Annotated in this window: 17 protein-coding genes; 6 read left to right on the top strand and 11 right to left on the bottom strand. The window is 73.6% G+C overall.

The window, feature by feature from the left end:
- Positions 1-147: 147 nt before the first annotated feature.
- The gene (locus AC4BGE_RS05590; RefSeq protein WP_490574626.1) at positions 148-684 is read left to right on the top strand and encodes a PepSY domain-containing protein; all 537 of its coding nucleotides are present in this window, start codon (positions 148-150) and stop codon (positions 682-684) included.
- Between the two features lie 37 nt (positions 685-721).
- Positions 722-2,302, top strand: a complete 1,581-nt coding sequence (locus tag AC4BGE_RS05585; protein ID WP_490574625.1) for a DUF222 domain-containing protein — start codon at positions 722-724, stop codon at positions 2,300-2,302.
- On the opposite strand, the gene mftF is transcribed toward AC4BGE_RS05585, so the two are convergent.
- From mftF to mftA, 7 genes are read right to left on the bottom strand one after another with little or no spacing between them, the layout of a single operon-like run.
- Positions 2,239-3,729 carry a mycofactocin biosynthesis glycosyltransferase MftF gene (mftF, locus tag AC4BGE_RS05580; protein WP_490574624.1) on the bottom strand — a complete coding sequence of 497 codons (1,491 nt, stop codon included), beginning with the start codon at positions 3,727-3,729 and terminating at the stop codon, positions 2,239-2,241. The genes AC4BGE_RS05585 and mftF overlap by 64 nt on opposite strands.
- On the bottom strand, positions 3,726-4,490 hold the full coding sequence (locus AC4BGE_RS05575; RefSeq protein WP_490570493.1) for a mycofactocin-coupled SDR family oxidoreductase: 765 nt from the start codon (positions 4,488-4,490) through the stop codon (positions 3,726-3,728). The genes mftF and AC4BGE_RS05575 overlap by 4 nt, the downstream gene beginning before the upstream one ends.
- The gene (gene mftE / locus AC4BGE_RS05570; protein WP_490574623.1) at positions 4,487-5,173 is read right to left on the bottom strand and encodes a mycofactocin biosynthesis peptidyl-dipeptidase MftE; all 687 of its coding nucleotides are present in this window, start codon (positions 5,171-5,173) and stop codon (positions 4,487-4,489) included. The genes AC4BGE_RS05575 and mftE overlap by 4 nt, the downstream gene beginning before the upstream one ends.
- Before the next feature lie 2 nt (positions 5,174-5,175).
- The gene (gene mftD / locus AC4BGE_RS05565) at positions 5,176-6,480 is read right to left on the bottom strand and encodes a pre-mycofactocin synthase MftD (RefSeq protein ID WP_490574622.1); all 1,305 of its coding nucleotides are present in this window, start codon (positions 6,478-6,480) and stop codon (positions 5,176-5,178) included.
- Between the two features lie 15 nt (positions 6,481-6,495).
- Positions 6,496-7,764 carry a mycofactocin radical SAM maturase gene (gene mftC / locus AC4BGE_RS05560; protein ID WP_490574621.1) on the bottom strand — a complete coding sequence of 423 codons (1,269 nt, stop codon included), beginning with the start codon at positions 7,762-7,764 and terminating at the stop codon, positions 6,496-6,498.
- Positions 7,761-8,033 carry a mycofactocin biosynthesis chaperone MftB gene (gene mftB / locus AC4BGE_RS05555; RefSeq protein WP_490574620.1) on the bottom strand — a complete coding sequence of 91 codons (273 nt, stop codon included), beginning with the start codon at positions 8,031-8,033 and terminating at the stop codon, positions 7,761-7,763. The genes mftC and mftB overlap by 4 nt, the downstream gene beginning before the upstream one ends.
- The gene (gene mftA / locus AC4BGE_RS05550; RefSeq protein ID WP_490570488.1) at positions 8,033-8,134 is read right to left on the bottom strand and encodes a mycofactocin precursor MftA; all 102 of its coding nucleotides are present in this window, start codon (positions 8,132-8,134) and stop codon (positions 8,033-8,035) included. Before mftA ends, mftB begins: the two co-directional genes overlap by 1 nt.
- An 82-nt stretch (positions 8,135-8,216) precedes the next feature.
- On the opposite strand from mftA, the gene mftR reads away from it, so the two are divergent.
- The 3 genes from mftR to AC4BGE_RS05535 all read left to right on the top strand — a co-directional run bounded on the left by mftR (position 8,217) and on the right by AC4BGE_RS05535 (position 11,643).
- Positions 8,217-8,804, top strand: a complete 588-nt coding sequence (gene mftR, locus AC4BGE_RS05545) for a mycofactocin system transcriptional regulator MftR (protein ID WP_490570487.1) — start codon at positions 8,217-8,219, stop codon at positions 8,802-8,804.
- A gap of 177 nt (positions 8,805-8,981) precedes the next feature.
- The gene (locus AC4BGE_RS05540; protein ID WP_490574619.1) at positions 8,982-10,103 is read left to right on the top strand and encodes an NDMA-dependent alcohol dehydrogenase; all 1,122 of its coding nucleotides are present in this window, start codon (positions 8,982-8,984) and stop codon (positions 10,101-10,103) included.
- Positions 10,104-10,197: 94 nt separating this feature from the next.
- Entirely contained in the window at positions 10,198-11,643 is a 1,446-nt protein-coding gene (locus AC4BGE_RS05535; protein WP_490574618.1) for an aldehyde dehydrogenase, read from the top strand.
- 3 nt (positions 11,644-11,646) lie between these two features.
- Here AC4BGE_RS05535 and AC4BGE_RS05530 read toward each other — a convergent pair whose 3' ends face one another.
- Positions 11,647-12,249: a hypothetical protein gene (locus AC4BGE_RS05530; RefSeq protein ID WP_490574617.1), complete on the bottom strand. Its 603-nt coding sequence runs from the start codon at positions 12,247-12,249 to the stop codon at positions 11,647-11,649.
- Between the two features lie 112 nt (positions 12,250-12,361).
- On the opposite strand from AC4BGE_RS05530, the gene AC4BGE_RS05525 reads away from it, so the two are divergent.
- Positions 12,362-13,738, top strand: coding sequence for a GntP family permease (locus AC4BGE_RS05525; protein ID WP_490570483.1), 1,377 nt, complete (start codon positions 12,362-12,364; stop codon positions 13,736-13,738).
- A gap of 24 nt (positions 13,739-13,762) precedes the next feature.
- Here AC4BGE_RS05525 and AC4BGE_RS05520 read toward each other — a convergent pair whose 3' ends face one another.
- From AC4BGE_RS05520 to AC4BGE_RS05510, 3 genes are all read right to left on the bottom strand, one after another.
- Positions 13,763-14,458, bottom strand: a complete 696-nt coding sequence (locus AC4BGE_RS05520; protein ID WP_490574616.1) for an Rv1352/Rv1906c domain-containing protein — start codon at positions 14,456-14,458, stop codon at positions 13,763-13,765.
- Between the two features lie 123 nt (positions 14,459-14,581).
- Positions 14,582-15,097 (bottom strand): DUF1360 domain-containing protein, encoded by a 516-nt coding sequence (locus AC4BGE_RS05515; RefSeq protein WP_490574615.1) that lies wholly within the window; start codon positions 15,095-15,097, stop codon positions 14,582-14,584.
- A 75-nt stretch (positions 15,098-15,172) separates the two neighbouring features.
- On the bottom strand, positions 15,173-16,423 hold the full coding sequence (locus tag AC4BGE_RS05510) for a dipeptidase (RefSeq protein WP_490570480.1): 1,251 nt from the start codon (positions 16,421-16,423) through the stop codon (positions 15,173-15,175).
- Positions 16,424-16,451: the final 28 nt, after the last annotated feature.

Raw genomic sequence — 16,451 nt, 5'->3', positions numbered from 1 at the left:
GCTGGCTTGGAGGCGGTGGAGCAGGGGCCACCCCCCCGACGGTACCGGCTGGTAGCGCTGAACGCGCCTTCAGGGACGTTCAGGCAGGGTTCAGCACGCCTACCGCACAGTCGGCCACATCCGATTCACGATCCGAGAGGCATCTCCATGAAGATCTCCAAGCTCCGCACCAAGCGCGTCCTGATCCCGTCGGTCGCCGTGGTCGCCGTCCTCGCCGTCGGCGGCGTGGCGCTGGCCAGCACCGCCGGGGCCGACGAGCTCCGGGGCAGCGACCGCGACCGCGCCTCCACCGCCGCGCTGGAGGCGGCGGGCGGTGGCACCGTCACCGACGCCGAGACCAGCGACGACCCGGGCGAGGCCTACGAGGTCGAGGTCAGGCTCGAGGACGGCACCGAGGTCGACGTCGCGCTCGACGAGGACCTGGCCGTCGTCAGCAAGAAGACCGACGACGACCGCACCGAGGGCACCGACGACGGCGACGACCGGGTCGTGGACAACGCCGACCGCGACTCCGCCGAGCGGGCCGCGACCGAGGCCGTCGGCGGCGGCACCGTGACCGACGTCGAAGCCAGCGACGACCGCGGCGTCGCCTTCGAGGTGGAGGTCGTCGAGGACGACGGCACTGAGTGGGACGTCGACCTCGACGACTCCTTCGAGGTGGTCGGCAAGACCGCCGACCGCTGAGTAGCTGCGACCGGCCAGATGCCGGGCAGGAATGTCGGTGGTCGCTGGTTGGCTGGTGGTCATGGAGCTGGGGGGCGTGATGCTGGAGGAGCTGTCCGCAGGGCAGCTCCTCCAGTACGCCGACCGCGTGGCGCGGGTGCGCCGCGAGTGCGAGGTCGAGGAGCTGCGGATCGCGGTGCAGCACGCGGTCCTCAACAACCCCGAGACGCTCGATCCGGAGCTGGCCCGGCTGCCCGGGCGTGAGAAGGCTCGGCGGTACGGCGGCCTCGGCACGCCGCAGGTCGCGGAGCTCTGCTGCGCAACCCTGGCCGCCCGGTTGGGGATCTCGCCGTGGGCAGGAGCCTCGCTGATCGCCGACGCGCTGGACATCACGATCCGCCTCCCCAGGTTGTGGCGCAGGGTCCAGGCCCTCGAGGTGCGCGCCTCCTACGCCCGGCACGTCGCACGACGCACCCGGGAGCTCGATTGCGACCAGGCCCGGTACGTCGACTCCCGGGTCGCGGAGTCGGCCGACGGCCGGATCCCGTGGTCCCGTTTCGAGGTGCTGGTCGACGGCGCGGTGGCCGCCGCGGATCCGGTCGCGACGGCAGAGCGGGAGCGCGCGGCCGCCGAGCACCAGTTCGCCCGGCCGACGCGGTCCACCGACGCCGGCATGCGCGGGTTCTACGTGCGCGGCCCGTTCCACGTCATCACCCTGCTCGACGCGCGGGTGGCGTGGCTGGCCGACGTGCTCGCCGCCCTGGGCGACGCCGACCCGGTCGACCACCGGCGGGTCAAGGCGATCGCGGTGCTGGCCAACCCGCACCTGGCCGTCGAGCTGATCGCCGCCTTCCAGGCCCGGAAGGACCGGCCCGCGGATCCACCCGAGGCCGCAGACCCGGAGAAGGCGGAGCCTGCCGCGGCGGGCTCGGAGGCAGTGGGCCCGGACGCACGCTCCGGTGCCGCACCGGTCCTCGACTGGGGCCGGGTGCTGCCCAGGGTCACCGTCACGGTCCACACCTACGCTCCGGCCTGCTCGTGCGACGAGCAGTCGACCGGGATCGTCCGCATGCCCGACCACGGCCCGGTGACCGCCGGGTGGGTGCGTCGCTGGCTGGGGGAGGCCCGGTTCACCATCGCCCCCGTCCTCGACATCGCCGGGCAGGCCCCGGTCGACTCCTACGAGATCCCGGAGCGGCATCGCCGGGCGGTCGAGGTGATGAGCCCGGCAGACGTCTTCCCCTTCGCCTCCTCGGTCCGCCCCGGCTCGCACCAGATCGACCACACCGAGCCCTACGACCACGCAGAGCGTCACGGCAGGCCCCCGCCGGGCCAGTCCCGGATCGGCAACTACGGGCCGTTGAGTCCCTTCACCCACCGGGTCAAGACCCATGGCGGGTGGACTCTCCGCCAGCCCTTCCCGGGGATCTACCTCTGGCGCGATCCGCACGGTGCCCTCTACCTGGTCGACCACACCGGCACCCGTCGCCTCCGCGACGGCACCCGACAGCCGCCCGGGCCACCACGGGCCCCGCGCACCCCACGTACTCGCCCACACACCCGCCCGCGGGTCGACTACTTCCTGGGGACCCCGGCGGAGGAGGAGCTCGTGCGGGCGGCGGCGCGCGACGTCGCCTGACCGGTCCGGCCGGGCCGCCGCGCCCGCAGTGCCCCGAGCGACCTGGCGCGCAGCGCCCCCCACCAGAGCCCGGCACCGTATGCCGCGTCGTCCAGGCGGCGTCCGACCACCAGCGCCGGCAGGTCGAGCTCGGCGTCCAGGTGCTCGGTGAGCGCCACGACGGTGTCGACCACCACGGCGGTGGCGGCGGCCCGGCGGACCGGGGGCAGCACGCAGGCCGCGACCGCCGCGGCGGGCCACCAGTGCCGCAGCAGCAGGGAGGACTCCTGCCGCACCGCCCAGCCGAGCCCGCGGAGCGCCAGGACTCCCGCGACCGACGCCCGGGCGCCGCGTGGCACGTCGGCGGGCAGCGCCCGGCCCACGGAGACGGCGGCGTGGGCCAGGGCGGCACCGGCGACCGGCAGTGACCACCGGCGTCGCAGCAGCAGCGCCGCCCCGGCGACGGCCAGGGTGGGGGAGAGGACGGCGGGCGCGACGTGGGCGCCGTGCCGCTGGGCCAGCAGCGCCCCGCCCGACCCGTAGAGCACCTTGCGCCCCAGCCACCCCCGCACCGTGGGTCGCACGTCGTGGCGCACCGTCACCGCGGGCTCGTAGCGCACCCGGTGCCCGCCGTCGACGAGCCGCCACACGAGGTCGACGTCCTCGCCGACCCGCAGGTCGGTGTCGAAGCCGCTGCCCAGTGCCGTGGTGCGACCGACCAGGCAGGCGCTGGGCAGCCAGGCCACGCCGGCGCCCGGGCGCACCGAGTAGGGCGTGCGGCCCAGGCTGAGCGAGGAGGCCGCGGCGTCGTAGCGCTCGAACCAGCGCGGTCGGGAGCGCCGGACGTGGCCGACGACCCGGGGGCCGACCAGCGAGACGGACGGGTCGTGGAGGTGGCGGGTGAGCTCCAGCAGCGCCTCCGCGGGTGCCTCCACGTCGGAGTCGACCAGTGCGACCACCGGCGTGGTGACCCGGGCCAGGCCGGCGTTGCGGGCGCCCGCGGGCCCCAGGTTGGTCTCCAGGGCCACGACCGTGGCGCCGTGGCGGGCGGCGACCGCCGCGACGGCGGCCGGGTCGTGGGAGGCGTCGTCGACCACCACGACCGGCAGCGGGCGCAGGGCCGCCAGGCAGCGGTCCAGCTGCGCGGGGCGGTCGCGCACGGGCACCACCACCGTGACCTCCGAGGGTGGCAGCGGCGGCGTCGTGCCCAGCACCGGCCGGGCCAGGTTGGTGGCGAGCAGCCGCTCGGCGACGTGGGCGCTGGCCGCGTCAGCGACGACCAGCCGTCGTCGCTCCAGGTGGGTGCGCGCGGCTTCGGAGAGGCCCATCGCGGTGAGCGGGGAGCCGCCGACCAGGAAGCGCCCGCCGTCCAGCAGCCGCACCGCCGGGTCGAGCTCGACGGTGAAGCCGGCGGGCAGCCGACCGGCCGGGGCGGGCGCGGTGCTCACGCCCCGAAGCCGCCGTCCGCGTGCAGCACGGTGCCGTTGACGACGCCCCCGGCGGGGGAGGCGCAGAAGGCGATCGCCGCGGCGATCTCGGCCGGGTCCAGGACGCGACGGTTGAGCTGGTGGGCGGCCAGCTCGTCGGTCGGGACGTCGTAGAGGGTGGCGGTGGTGCGGAGCATGGCGGTGTCGGTGGAGCCGGGGGAGACGGCGCTGGCCGTGACCCCGGTGCCGACCAGGTCGGCCGCGAGGCCCTTCACCAGGCCCACCACGGCGTGCTTGGTCGCGTTGTAGGCGGCGAGATGGAACAGGCCGTGGGTGGCGGCCGCGGAGGCGACGGCGACGAAGCGGCAGGTGCCGGGGTCGGGGCCGGCGAGCATCGCGGGAACGGCGGCGGCCGCGGTGTTCCACACGCCCTTGGTCACCACCGCCCAGAGGTCGTCGAGGACCGTCTCGGGGGTCTCCCACAGCGGCTGCCCGCCCAGGATGATCCCCGCCGCCGCGACGGCGACGTCGAGGTGACCCCACGCCTGCACGGCCTCGTCGACCGCGGCCGCGAGGCCAGCCCGGTCGCGGACGTCGACGACCCGGCAGAGCACCCGGTCACCGTGCTCGGCGGCGAGCACCGCCAGGTCGTCGCGGGTGGCCAGCGGCGGCCCCTCGCAGGAGTCCACCGCCATCACCCGGTAGCCGTCGGCCACCAGTCGCGCCACCGTGGCGGCGCCGATGCCGCGCGCCGCCCCGGTGACCAGGGCCGTCCGGCTCACGACGGGGCCGGGGCCGCGCGCCGGAGGCGGGAGACGACGTCGCCGACCATCGTCTCGAGCACCGCGGCACCCTCGGCCGCCGAGGCGCCGGCGGGGTCGCCGAGCACCCCGTTGGCCGAGACCGCGGCGATGCCGCCGGCCATCAGCGCGGGCAGGATCTCGGCGAGCGGGCGGCAGTCGCCGGCCTCGGCGAGCTCGAGCCGCACCGCCTCGGGCGCGAGGTGGAGCAGCAGCGAGGTCTCGGTGCGCCCGGCGTGCAGGTCGACGTCCTCGGTCGCGCACGCCACCCAGGCCACGTCGTGGCCCTCGGCGACGAGCTGGTCGACCGCGGAGCGCAGCGCGCCCAGGTTGCCGCCGTGGCCGTTGACCAGCACGACCCGGTCGGCCCAGGTGCGCAGCGAGCGGACCAGCTCGACCACCACGAGCCGGAGCGCCTCGGTGCCGATCGAAACCGTGCCGGGGAAGGACTGGTGCTCCCCGCTGGAGCCGTAGGCCAGCGGCGGCGCCACCCAGACCCCGGCCGCCGGGCCGCCGAGGCGCTCGGCGGCGGCCTCGGCGACGGCGACGGCGATCATCGTGTCGGTCTCCAGCGGCAGGTGCGGCCCGTGCTGCTCGATCGAGCCCACCGGCACCAGCACCAGGCCGGCCCCGGCCGTCTCGGCGGAGGTCGCCCGGGCCAGCACGCTCAGCCCTGGGTGCGCTCGGCCGCGGGCAGGCCCACCGGACGGGTCTGGCCCACCGGACGGGTCTGGCCCACCGGACGGGTCTGGCCCAGCGCGCGGTGGAAGCCCTCGGGCACCAGCAGGTGGTCCGGGGTCAGCTCGTCGAGGGAGGAGACGCCCATCCCGAGCAGCGCGGAGTCGATGCCGGAGCGCAGCACGTCGAGCACGTTGCCGACCCCCTGCTCGCCGTTGGCCGCGAGGCCCCACAGGTAGGCGCGGCCGATCATCACCGCGCGGGCCCCCAGGGCCACCGCCTTGACCACGTCGGAGCCGCGGCGGATGCCGCCGTCCATGACCACGTCGAGGTCGGCGCCGACGGCGTCGCTGATCGGCTTCACCATCCGGATCGCGGCCGGGGTGCCGTCCAGGTTGTTGCCGCCGTGGTTGGAGACCGAGATCGCCGCCGCGCCGAGGTCGCGGGCCCGCAGGGCGTCGTCGATCCGGCAGACGCCCTTGAGCATGAAGGGCTTGCCGCCGCTGATCTGCGACCACTGCTCGCGCATCCAGGCCACGTCCTCCCAGGAGGGGGGCGGGGTGGTCATCCACTCGTAGTAGGCGCCGAAGAAGGTCGGGGCCTCCCCGCCGGGCGGGGCCAGGTTGGGCGCGGTCAGGTCGGGGATCTGGCCGGTGCGGCCGAACTGCCACAGCCAGCGCGGCCTGGTGGCGACCTGCGGCGCCAGCCGCACCATCGTCTTGAGGTCGACCTTCTCCGGGATCTCCGGGCTGCCCCAGTCGCGGCCCATGGAGAAGGACCAGTCGAGGGTGGCGATCAGGCCGACCGCGCCGGCGGCGTGGGCGCGCTGCATCCGCTGGACCACCACGTCGCGGTCGCCGGTCCAGTACATCTGGAAGAAGGTGGTGGCGCCGGTGGCGGTCACCTCCTCCACCGACTTGGAGGCGAAGTTGGACAGGCCCATCACGGTGCCGCGGGAGGCCGCGGCCCGCGCGACGGCCACCTCGCCGTCGGGGTGGACGGCCTGGACGCCGGTGGGGCTGATCAGCACCGGGAGGGAGATCTCCTGGCCCATCACCGAGGTGGTCATCTCGCGCACGGCCTGGAGGCCCGCCACGTGGGGCGCCAGGCCGATCTCGGCGAAGGCGGCCTGGTTGTCGCCGACCGTCTGGCCACGCTCGGAGCCGGCGACCAGGGCGCCGTAGACGGGCGCCGGGAGCCGCTTGCGGGCGCGCTCCTGCGCGACCGCGACGGACTCGAACCAGGGGTTCTGCTTCCAGGGGTTCTGCAGCCACTCGGGCTTCTTGGGCGCCATCGTCAGGGGTCCTCGTCAGTTGGTGGGAACGGCGAAGCCGGCCAGCGGGTTCTCGGCGCACGCCGAGACCGGGGGAGCGCTGGGCGCGGGCTGGTCCAGGCCGGGGCGGCGGCTGAGGGTGAGCATCACCGGCTGGTTGCGGGTCGGGTTGGCCTTGGAGTGGTCCTGGCTCGCGGCCGGGACGGTGCGCTCGCCGGCGAGCGCGGTCTCGCCGTAGCCCTGGACGCACTCGGGGTCGGGGCCGTCGAGCGGCAGCCCGGTGAAGAACTTCGCGGCCATGCAGCCGCCGCGGCAGGCGTCGAAGAACGCGCACGACGAGCACGCCCCGCCGGTCTGCGGGGAGCGCAGCTCGGTGAAGAGCGCGGACTCCTGCCAGACCCGCTTGAAGCCGCCCTCGTCGAGGAGGTTGCCGGCCAGGAAGTTGTCGTGGATGGCGAAGGGGCAGGCGTAGACGTCGCCGATGGGGTCGATCAGGCAGACCACCCGCCCGGCGCCGCAGAGGTTGAGGCCGGGCAGCGCCTCGCCGAAGGCGGCCAGGTGGAAGAACGAGTCGCCGGTCAGCACGCCCTCGCCGTGGGCCATCAGCCAGTCGTAGAGCTCGCGCTGCTGCTCGGGGAGCGGGTGGAGCTCGTCCCACACGTCGGCGCCGCGGCCGCTGGGGCGCAGCCGGGTCAGGCGCAGGGTGGCGCCGAAGCGGTCGGCCAGCGCCTTGAACTCGTCGAGCTGGCCGATGTTCTGCCGGGTGCACACGACGCTGATCTTGGCGTCGGAGAAGCCCGCCTCCTGGAGGTTCGCCAGCGCGGTCAGCGCGGTGTCGTAGGAGCCGGGGCCGCGCACGTAGTCGTTGACCTCGGCGGTGGCGCCGTCCAGGGAGATCTGCACGTCGACGTAGCCGTTGCAGGCCGGGGAGGCGAGGAAGGCCGCCCGCTCGGGGGTGAGCCGGACGCCGTTGGTGGAGAACTTCACCCCCACCTGGTGGTCGACGGCGTACTGCAGGAGGTGCCAGAAGTCGGGGCGGATGGTGGGCTCGCCGCCGCCGATGTTGACGTAGAAGACCTGCATCCGCTGGAGCTCGTCGATCACCGCCTCGCACTGCTCGGTGGTGAGCTCGCGCGGGTCGCGGCGGCCGCTGCTGGACAGGCAGTGGGCGCACTCCAGGTTGCAGGCGTAGGTGAGCTCCCAGGTCAGGCAGATCGGCGCGTCGAGACCGAGCTCGAACTGCTCGACCAGCGTGCCGTTGACGGGTCGGGCCGGGGCGCTGGGTCGTTCAGGGGCGATGGTCACGCGGCCACTCCTTCGCGGGGGCGGATCATGTCGGTGCGGGCGAGGCCGGCCAGCGCGTCGGCGTACGCCGGGTGCTGGCTCTCGGGGACGCCGGCGGCGACCAGCGCCGAGCGGACGTCGGGCTGCTCGCCCAGGGCCCGGACCACTGCCACCAGCTCGGGCCGCTTGAGGAACGTGAGCTTGCGGTTGCCGAAGTGGTAGGCCAGCGCACCGAAGGGCTCGGGGCGCAGCGCCACCGCCGGCGACAGGGTCCAGGCCTCGTCGAGCATCAGTAGACGCCGCACATGCCGTCGATGGAGACCTCTTCGATCAGGCTCTCGGCGGTGAGGGTGTCGTCGGTCTGGGGGGCGGTGGTGTTCTCGGGGTTCATGGCGGGTCCTTCCCAGGAAATGTGACGTGGACCTCAACAATAAGTGCACTCGTGGTCAAAAGGGAAGGCCTACATTTCACCCGTGTCCAGGAGAGCGAACGTCGGCCGGCCCGAGGTGACGAGCCACGCCGCCATCGAGCAGGCGGCGTTCGAGCTCTTCCGCGAGCGCGGCTTCGAGGCGACCACGCTGGAGGCCATCGCGGGAGCGGTGGGCGTCGGGCGGCGCACCCTGTTCAACTACTACCCGTCCAAGAACGACATCCCCTGGGGGCGGTTCGACCTGACCCTCGAGGGCTTCCGCCGGCTCCTGGCCGAGTCGCCCGAGGGGCTCGGAGTCCACGAGGCCGTCGGCCGGGCGATCGTCGAGTTCAACCGGTTCCCCGACGACGCCACGCCGCCGCACATCGAGCGGATGCGGCTGATCCTGGAGACGCCCGCGCTCCAGGCCCACTCCGCGCTGCGGTACGCCGAGTGGCGCCGGGTGATCGCGGAGTTCGCCGCCGAGCGGCTCGGGGTGGACGCCGACGCGCTGGAGCCGCGGCTGCTGGGTCACGTCGGCCTGGCGCTCGCGCTGACGGCCTACGAGCTCTGGCTCGACGACCCCGCGCGCGAGGTCACCGACCTGCTGGAGCAGGGGATGGCCGCGCTCGCGGACCACTTCGCTCGCTGACCCGCTCTCGGATCGCCCTGGGGATCGCCCCTCCGGCCCCGCCGGTCACTCGTGTCCCGCGCGTCCTGGTCGGGCTGGCGATCGACGTGCCTGCCCCTTGTTTTTCCTCGTCCCAGTGGGCAAGATCATATGCATCAATCGAATCAATCGATTGAGACCTCGGGACTGGGAGTACGGATGAAGATTCAGGGCGCACTGCTGTGGGAGCCGGGCACGAGCTCGGGATGGACGGTCGAGGAGATCGAGCTGGACCCGCCCAAGCGCGGTGAGGCCACCGTCAAGCTCGCCGCCTCCGGAATCTGCCACAGCGACGACCACCTGGACACCGGCGACATCCCCCTCGACTGGGCGCCGGTCCTCGGCGGCCACGAGGGCGCCGGCGTGGTGACCGAGCTCGGCGAGGGCGTGGAGGGCATGGAGGTCGGCGACCACGTCGTCCTCTCCTTCCTGCCCAGCTGCGGCAAGTGCCCGATGTGCATCAGCGGCCGGGCCAACATGTGCGACCTGGGCGCGGGCGTCCTGGCCGGCACCTCCCCCGACGGCACCCACCGCATCCACGCCCGCGGCAAGGGCATCGGCGCGATGTCCTACCTCGGCACCTTCGCCCCCTACGTGACCGTGCCGACCAACGCGCTGGTCAGGATCGACAAGGACATCCCGCTGAAGTCCGCCGCGCTGATCGGCTGCGGCGTGCCCACCGGCTGGGGCTCCTCGGTCCGCGCCGCCGACATGCAGCTCGGCGACACGGTGGTCGTGATCGGCACCGGCGGCGTCGGCATGAACGCCGTGCAGGGGGCCCGCCAGAAGGGCGCGAGGAACCTGGTCGCGGTCGAGCCGGTCGAGTTCAAGCGCGACCTCGCCAAGCAGCTCGGCGCGACCCACAGCGCCGCCGACTTCGCCGAGGCGGCCGAGCTCGTCTCCGGCATGACGAACGGCCAGGGCGCCGACGTCGTGATCATCACCGTCGGGGTGCTGACCCCGGAGATCCTCCAGCCCGCCCAGGAGATGACCAGGCGCGGCGGCACCATCGTGGTCACCTCCGCGGCGCCGGTCACCCAGCGCGACATCCAGCTCGACCTCTACACCTTCGCCATGTCGGGCAAGCGGATCCAGGGCACGCTCTACGGCACCACCAACGCGCAGATCGACATCCCGCTGATCGCGGACCTCTACCGCCGCGGCGAGCACAAGCTCGACGAGCTGATCACCAAGGAGTACAAGCTCGAGGAGATCAACACCGCCTTCGCGGACATGCGCGAGGGCCGCAACGTCCGCGGCGTCATCGTCTACGACGACTGAGCCGGCGGCGGCCACCCCGCCACCCCACCCTCCGGCACCCCAGACCCAGACCCAGACCCCCAGACCCCCAGACCCCAGAGATAAGAGGAAGTCCATGAGCGAGGGCAACATCAGGAGCTTCGACAAGCTCTTCATCGGCGGCCAGTGGGTCCAGCCCAGCACCGACCGCACCATCGAGGTCGTCTCGCCGATCACCGAGGAGGTGATCGCGACCGTCCCCGAGGCCGCCGAGGCCGACATGGACAAGGCGGTCGCCGCCGCCCGCCGGGCGTTCGACGAGGGCCCCTGGCCCCGGATGTCGCCCGCCGAGCGGGCCGAGGTCCTCGCGCGGGTCGGCAAGGAGGTCGAGAACCGGCTGCCGGAGATGATCGAGTCGTTCACCGCCGAGATCGGGGCTCCGGCGGCCATCAGCGAGGCCTTCCACGGCAACGCGATCAAGATGTGGGGCGACGCCGCCACCCTCCACGAGCGCTTCGAGTTCGAGGAGGAGCGCACCTGGGCCGACGGGCACGGCAAGCTGGTCCGCGAGCCGGTCGGCGTCGTCGCGGTCATCATCCCGTGGAACGGCCCGGTCGCCACCGCCTCGCTCAAGATCGGCCCGGCGCTCGCGGCCGGCTGCACCGTGGTGCTCAAGCCGGCCCCGGAGGGCCCGGTCAGCACCCTGATCCTGGCCGAGGCGCTGGAGGCGGCGGGCCTGCCCGAGGGCGTCATCAGCCTGCTCCCCGGCGGTCGCGAGGTCGGGGAGTACCTGGTCAAGCACAAGGACGTGGACAAGATCTCGTTCACCGGCAGCACCGCCGCCGGACGCCGGATCATGAGCCTCGCCGGGGACCGCATCGCCCGGGTCACCCTGGAGCTCGGCGGCAAGTCGGCCGGCATCATCGCCGACGACATCCCGCTCGACCAGGTCCTCCCGACGCTGGCCTTCGCCGGCATCGGCTCCTCGGGCCAGGTCTGCGCCGCGATCACCCGGATCGTGGTGCCGCGGCACCGGCAGGACGAGGTCGTGGAGGCGCTCAAGGGCATCTTCGAGAGCGTCAAGGTCGGCGACCCCCGCGAGGCCGACACCGTGATCGGCCCGCTGGCCGCCGAGCGGCAGCGCGAGCGGGTCGAGGGCTACATCCAGATCGGCGTCGAGGAGGGTGCCCGCCTGGTCACCGGCGGCGAGCGACCGAAGGATCTCGACCGCGGCTGGTACGTGCCGCCGACGATCTTCGCCGACGTGCGCAACGACATGCGGATCGCGCAGGAGGAGATCTTCGGGCCGGTGGTCTGCGTGATCCCCTTCGACACGGTCGAGGAGGCGATCCAGATCGCCAACGACTCCGACTACGGACTCTCCGGGGCCGTCTACGCCTCCGACGTGGAGCTCGCCGAGAGCATCGCCCGACGGGTGCGCACCGGGCAGATCTCGGTCAACACCTGGGGGATGTGCGTCGTGCAGCCCTTCGGCGGCTACAAGCAGTCGGGGCTCGGCCGCGAGGGCAACGTCGAGGGCCTGAGCGCCTTCCTCGAGACCAAGCTCATCCAGTACGCCTGAGAGTCAGGGCCGGCGCGCGGCCCGGAGGCCCAGCACCACGCCCCAGCCGATCACCCCGAGGAGGACGCAGAGTCCACCCGCGGAGGCGAGGAGCAGGGCGAGCACGGTGGCCCCCGGGCTGCCGGCCTGCGTCGCCGTGCCGTCCAGGACGCGCTCCGCCTCTCGTGTCGCGACCACCCACAGCACGAAGGCCGCGGCGAGCTGCAGGAGGATCCCGCCGGCGACGGCCAGGTTGAGGATCCGCTGCGCCCGTTCGGCGTCGGTGGGCGACTCCGGTCCCTCGGGCGCCGCGACCGGTCCGCCGGCCCGCTCCACCGCGCGCACGATCTGCGGCCCGTGGGCGGCCGTGACCAGGCCCAGCCTGGTCATCGTCGGCGAGTGGGCGGCGCGGAGGCCGAGCGTCCCACCCTCGGCCACCACCCGGCGCAGCTCGGCCCAGCGGAAGACCCGCTCGGTCTCCAGGCCGTAGACGCAGAGCGCGCCCTCCCGCACCGCCAGGACGTGCGGCTGCCCGTCCAGGACCACCGGCCAGGTGTCGGTGGTCTGCCCCGTCGCCGCGACGCGACGGCGCAGCTCCTCGCTCACGTCCAGCTCGTCGATCTCCATCGGCGCAGGATGGCAGACCCAGGCGGGCGTCGTGGCGTCTTTCGGCTACGGCGCGTCTCACGGCCGCCGCGTCGCAGTGATCTGCGTCTCACCGACGTGCCACACTGACCGGGTGATCGCCTTGCACACCGCCGTCGCGATCGTCCTGGCGATCGGCCTGATCATCCGCTTCAAGGTCGACCCGGTGATCTCGCTGATCATCGCCTCGCTCTACCTCGGCCTCGCCTCCGGCGTGGGAGTCACCGGGACGATCGAGGCGATCACCCTCGGGTTCGGCGAGATTATGGCCGAGGTCGGCCTGCTCATCGGGTTCGGCGTGCTGATCGGCGCGCTGCTGCAGGTCAACGGCACCTTCCAGCGCCTGGTCGACGTCCTGGTCCGGGTCGTGGGCGCCACCCGGCTGCCCTACACCCTCTCCACCCTGCTCTCCACCGTGCTGCCGTCGATCTACGTCGACGTGCAGGTGGTGCTGGCCGCGCCCGTGGCCCGCTCGGCCGCGCCGCGGCTGGGCCGGATCGGGCTGCCGCTGCTCGCCTCGGCCCTGGGCGCCGGCATCTTCGCCGGCTACGTCTTCGTGATCCCCGGCCTGGCGGCGATCTCGATCGCCGGCCTCCTCGACGTCTCGCTCGGCACCTGGCTGCTCTTCGGCATCGTGATCGGGCCGCTGACGGCGGTCCTGACCTCGCTGGTGATGCGGGTGGTGCTGAGCCGCGGCTTCTGGAAGCCCGAGACCGACGAGGAGCTCCACCAGGCGCTGGCCGAGCGGGAGGCCGCCGCGGAGGCGGCCGCGGAGGAGGAGGCGGACACCGAAGGTGAGGCGGGTGGCGCCCGACGGCTGCCGCTGCTCGTGCTGCTGCTGCCGATCCTGGTGCCGTTGGCGATGATCGCCTTCGGGGCCTTCGCCGACCTGCTCGACTTCTCCACGCCGTTCATCGAGTTCCTCGGCAACGCCAACTTCGCGCTCTTCGTCGGGCTCGTCGGGGCCTACGCGCTCTCCCGCGGCACGGCCGGGCTCGACCGCACCCGCGAGGCCCTGGACGACGGCTTCCAGACCACCGGCGAGATCCTGCTGGTGACCGGGGTCGGCGGCTCGCTCGGCGCGGTGATCGGCGCGACGGACCTCGACGAGGTCCTCGAGGGGTTCTTCACCGCCGACACCGGCGCCCCGGTGATCCTGAGCATCCTGCTGGCCTGGTTCGTCGCCGCGCTGCTCCACCTGGCCATCGGGTCGGTCTCGGTGGCGGCGATCGCCGCGGCCGGGATCATCGGGCCGATCGTCGGCTCGCTCGACGTCGCCCCGGTCGCAGTCGGCCTCGCCATCGCCTCGGGGGCGATGTTCGCGCTCCAGGTCAACAGCAACTTCTTCTGGATGTTCAAGGCCCTGCTCGGCCTCTCCACCAAGGGCGCGCTCAAGACGCTGACCCTGGCCACCTCGGTGGCCTCGGTGGTCTCCCTGCCGATGGTGCTGGCGGTCTCCCTCTTCGCCTGAGCGGTGCTGCCCGGCGCCGCCGGGTCAGGGCTGGAGCGACCAGTCGCCGCAGCCGGAGGTCTCCAGGAAGCGCCCGGCGTCCAGGGTGACCGTGGCCTCGTCGCCACCGGTGACCGACCCCTCGAGGAGGGTCTCGCCACCGATCTCGGCCCACCGCACGGCCCACGTGCAGCTGTCGCTGCCCCCCGACGAGCGGTAGGTCCCGGGGCGGAGGTCGACGCCGACCTGGAAGACGCCGTCGCCGACGACGCGGTCGGCCGGGCCGGACTGCTCGGCCAGCGTCTCCTCGGCGGCCGTGACCGCCTGCTCGCGCCGTTCGAGGCCCTTGGCCCGCGTGGTGAGCGCCTTCTGCTTCCTGGTCAGCCTGCGCTCGGCCTTGGCGAGCTTCTTCTGCTCCTCCTCGAGCGCCTCCTCGCGGCTGCTCAGGTCCTCCTCGAGCGAGCTCAGCTCGGCCGCGCGGACCTGCCGGCCGGAGTCCGAGTCGCCGAGCAGGTCGCCGGCGCCGGCGGCGAAGCCCGCCGCCCCGGCCGCCAGGGCCGCGACGAGGCCGACCGCCCAGAGACGGCCCGCGCCCCCCTGCCGCTCCTCGGTCTCGGACGCCGCGGTGCCGACCGTGGCGACCGGCTCGTCACGCTCCGCCTCGTAGGTCGGCAGCGGCTTCGGCTCGACCTCGAAGCGTCCGTTGGCGACGTCTCTCCAGCTGGGCGGCGTGTCGGTCATGGCAGTGGTCGCGTCCTTGGTCGTGTGGTGCGTCGAGGCTCACCCCGAGGGCTCGTGCACGACAGTGAAGCGTGGGCGGGGTGCCCCGTGGGCCGGAACCGGCAAAGTGGACGCGGCCGGCACTCAGTCGTCGCGCAGGCGCGCGTAGGCGTGCTGGAGGAAGTCGGAGACCGAGACCACCACCATCACCCCGGCCCATGCCCGGCTCGCCCGGGGCGCGAAGGTCAGGCCGGCGACGTACGCCGTGCTGACCCAGACCCCGAGGCAGAACGGGCAGGTGAGCAGCTCGCCGACGGTGTGGCGGATCGGGCCGTCGTCGGTGGGGTGCTCGAGGTGCTCACCGGAGCCCGCGGGTGCCTCGAAGCGCACGAAGGGCGCCCGCAGCGGACTGGCCACCGAGGACCGGGAGACGAGCCGGGTGAACTTGTGGGTGGCGACGCCGCCGAGCAGCAGGTCCTGGACGCCGTAGCTCTCCGGCACCTGCCCCGGCCGCGCTCTCGCCACCGCCGTGGTCAGCGCGACGATCGCGGAGTAGGAGAGCAGGCTGCCGGCGAAGCCCGCCAGGTTGACCTCCCGCTCGGGGTCGTAGGCGCGGGGCGTCGACATCAGCCCGGTGAGGGCGGAGGGGACGAGCTTCATGGTGCTCCTCGGGGCGCGGTGCGGTGAGGGCCCTTGCGTACCCAGCCGCGAGGCCCTTCACCCGTCAGCGCGGCGTCAGTCGGGGAGCACCTCGCCCAGCACCCGCAGCGTGTTGCCGCCCATGATCGCGGCGACGTCGGCCTCGCTGTGGCCCCGGTCCCGCAGCTCCTGGGTGATCACCGCGATCTCGCTGACGTCCCAGGCGACCGTGGTGGCGCCGTCGTAGTCGCTGCCCAGGGCGGCGGTCTCGAGGCCGCCGACCTCGATGACGTGCTCCAGGGCGTCCACGACGGCCTCGGGCGTGGGGTCGCAGATCGCGGCGTCCCAGTAGCCGATGCCGACGACCCCGCCGGTGGCGGCGACCGCCTTGATCTGCTCGTCGCTGAGGTTGCGGTTGACCCCGCAGGTCGCCTGCACGCCGCCGTGGCTGGAGACCAGGGGTCGCGTCGCCGTCTCGAGGATCTCCGCGACAGCGGGCGCACTGGCGTGGGCGATGTCGACGACGATGCCGAGCCGCTCCATCTCGGCCAGCACCTCGCGGCCCAGGTCGGTGAGCCCGCCCTTCTCCTCCCCGTGCATCGAGCCGGAGGTCTCGTTGTCGAAGAAGTGGGTGAAGCCGGCCATCCGGACGCCCGCGTCGAAGAGCCGCTGCAGGTTGGCCGGGTCACCCTCGAGGTTGTGCAGCCCCTCGACCGAGAAGAGGGCGCCGGTGACCTGCTCGCCGTTCCCGCGGGCCGCGAGGAGCTCCTCGAGGTCGCCCCGGGTGCGGATGGTGCGGAGCCTGCCCTGCGACTCCTCGGCCGCGCGGTCCAGCTTGTCGGCGTGGTAGAGCGAGCGCTCGAGCAGCGACGTCCAGGTCCGCGGCGGCTGTGCCTGGGCCAGCGTCAGCAGCGTGATGTTGTCGGTCTCGTCGGTGTTGGAGTCGTAGTTCTGCTTCTTCGGCGACTTCGAGACCGAGGAGAAGACCTGGAGGGCGACGTTGCCCTCCTCCAGGCGGGGCAGGTCCAGGTGGCCGCGGTCGCCCCGCTCGAGCAGGTCGCGGTCCCACATCAGGGTGTCGGAGTGCATGTCGACGATGGTCAGCCGGTCGTGCAGCGCCCTGGTCTCCTCGGTGACCGCCGGCAGGTCGGCGTCGGTGAGCTGGTTGAGGGAGTTCTCCACGATCCGCGGGGCGAGGGTGAAGAAGCCGACCGCGGCGAGGACCAGCACCACGACGAGCCCCAGCGCGGTGCGGCGCACCCACCGGCGCCTCCTGCGCGGCCGCGCCGCGGGGGTGCCGGGCGAGTCGGGCGAGTCGGGCGCGGAGTCGGTGCTGGAGCGGGTCACGGGACGCAGCGTAGGGGGTGAGGGCGGC

The sequence above is a fragment of the Nocardioides sp. Z50_6 genome (genome assembly GCF_058215755.1).
This window is presented reverse-complemented; position numbering and strand designations above follow the sequence as displayed.

Coding starts and splice junctions, on each gene's coding strand:
- mftD (WP_490574622.1), bottom strand. CDS start 6,480: ATGGCGCCCAAGAAGCCCGAGTGGCTGCAGAACCCCTGGAAGCAGAAC.
- mftA (WP_490570488.1), bottom strand. CDS start 8,134: ATGAACCCCGAGAACACCACCGCCCCCCAGACCGACGACACCCTCACC.
- AC4BGE_RS05515 (WP_490574615.1), bottom strand. CDS start 15,097: ATGAAGCTCGTCCCCTCCGCCCTCACCGGGCTGATGTCGACGCCCCGC.
- AC4BGE_RS05590 (WP_490574626.1), top strand. CDS start 148: ATGAAGATCTCCAAGCTCCGCACCAAGCGCGTCCTGATCCCGTCGGTC.
- AC4BGE_RS05530 (WP_490574617.1), bottom strand. CDS start 12,249: ATGGAGATCGACGAGCTGGACGTGAGCGAGGAGCTGCGCCGTCGCGTC.
- mftB (WP_490574620.1), bottom strand. CDS start 8,033: ATGCTCGACGAGGCCTGGACCCTGTCGCCGGCGGTGGCGCTGCGCCCC.
- AC4BGE_RS05520 (WP_490574616.1), bottom strand. CDS start 14,458: ATGACCGACACGCCGCCCAGCTGGAGAGACGTCGCCAACGGACGCTTC.
- AC4BGE_RS05540 (WP_490574619.1), top strand. CDS start 8,982: ATGAAGATTCAGGGCGCACTGCTGTGGGAGCCGGGCACGAGCTCGGGA.
- AC4BGE_RS05535 (WP_490574618.1), top strand. CDS start 10,198: ATGAGCGAGGGCAACATCAGGAGCTTCGACAAGCTCTTCATCGGCGGC.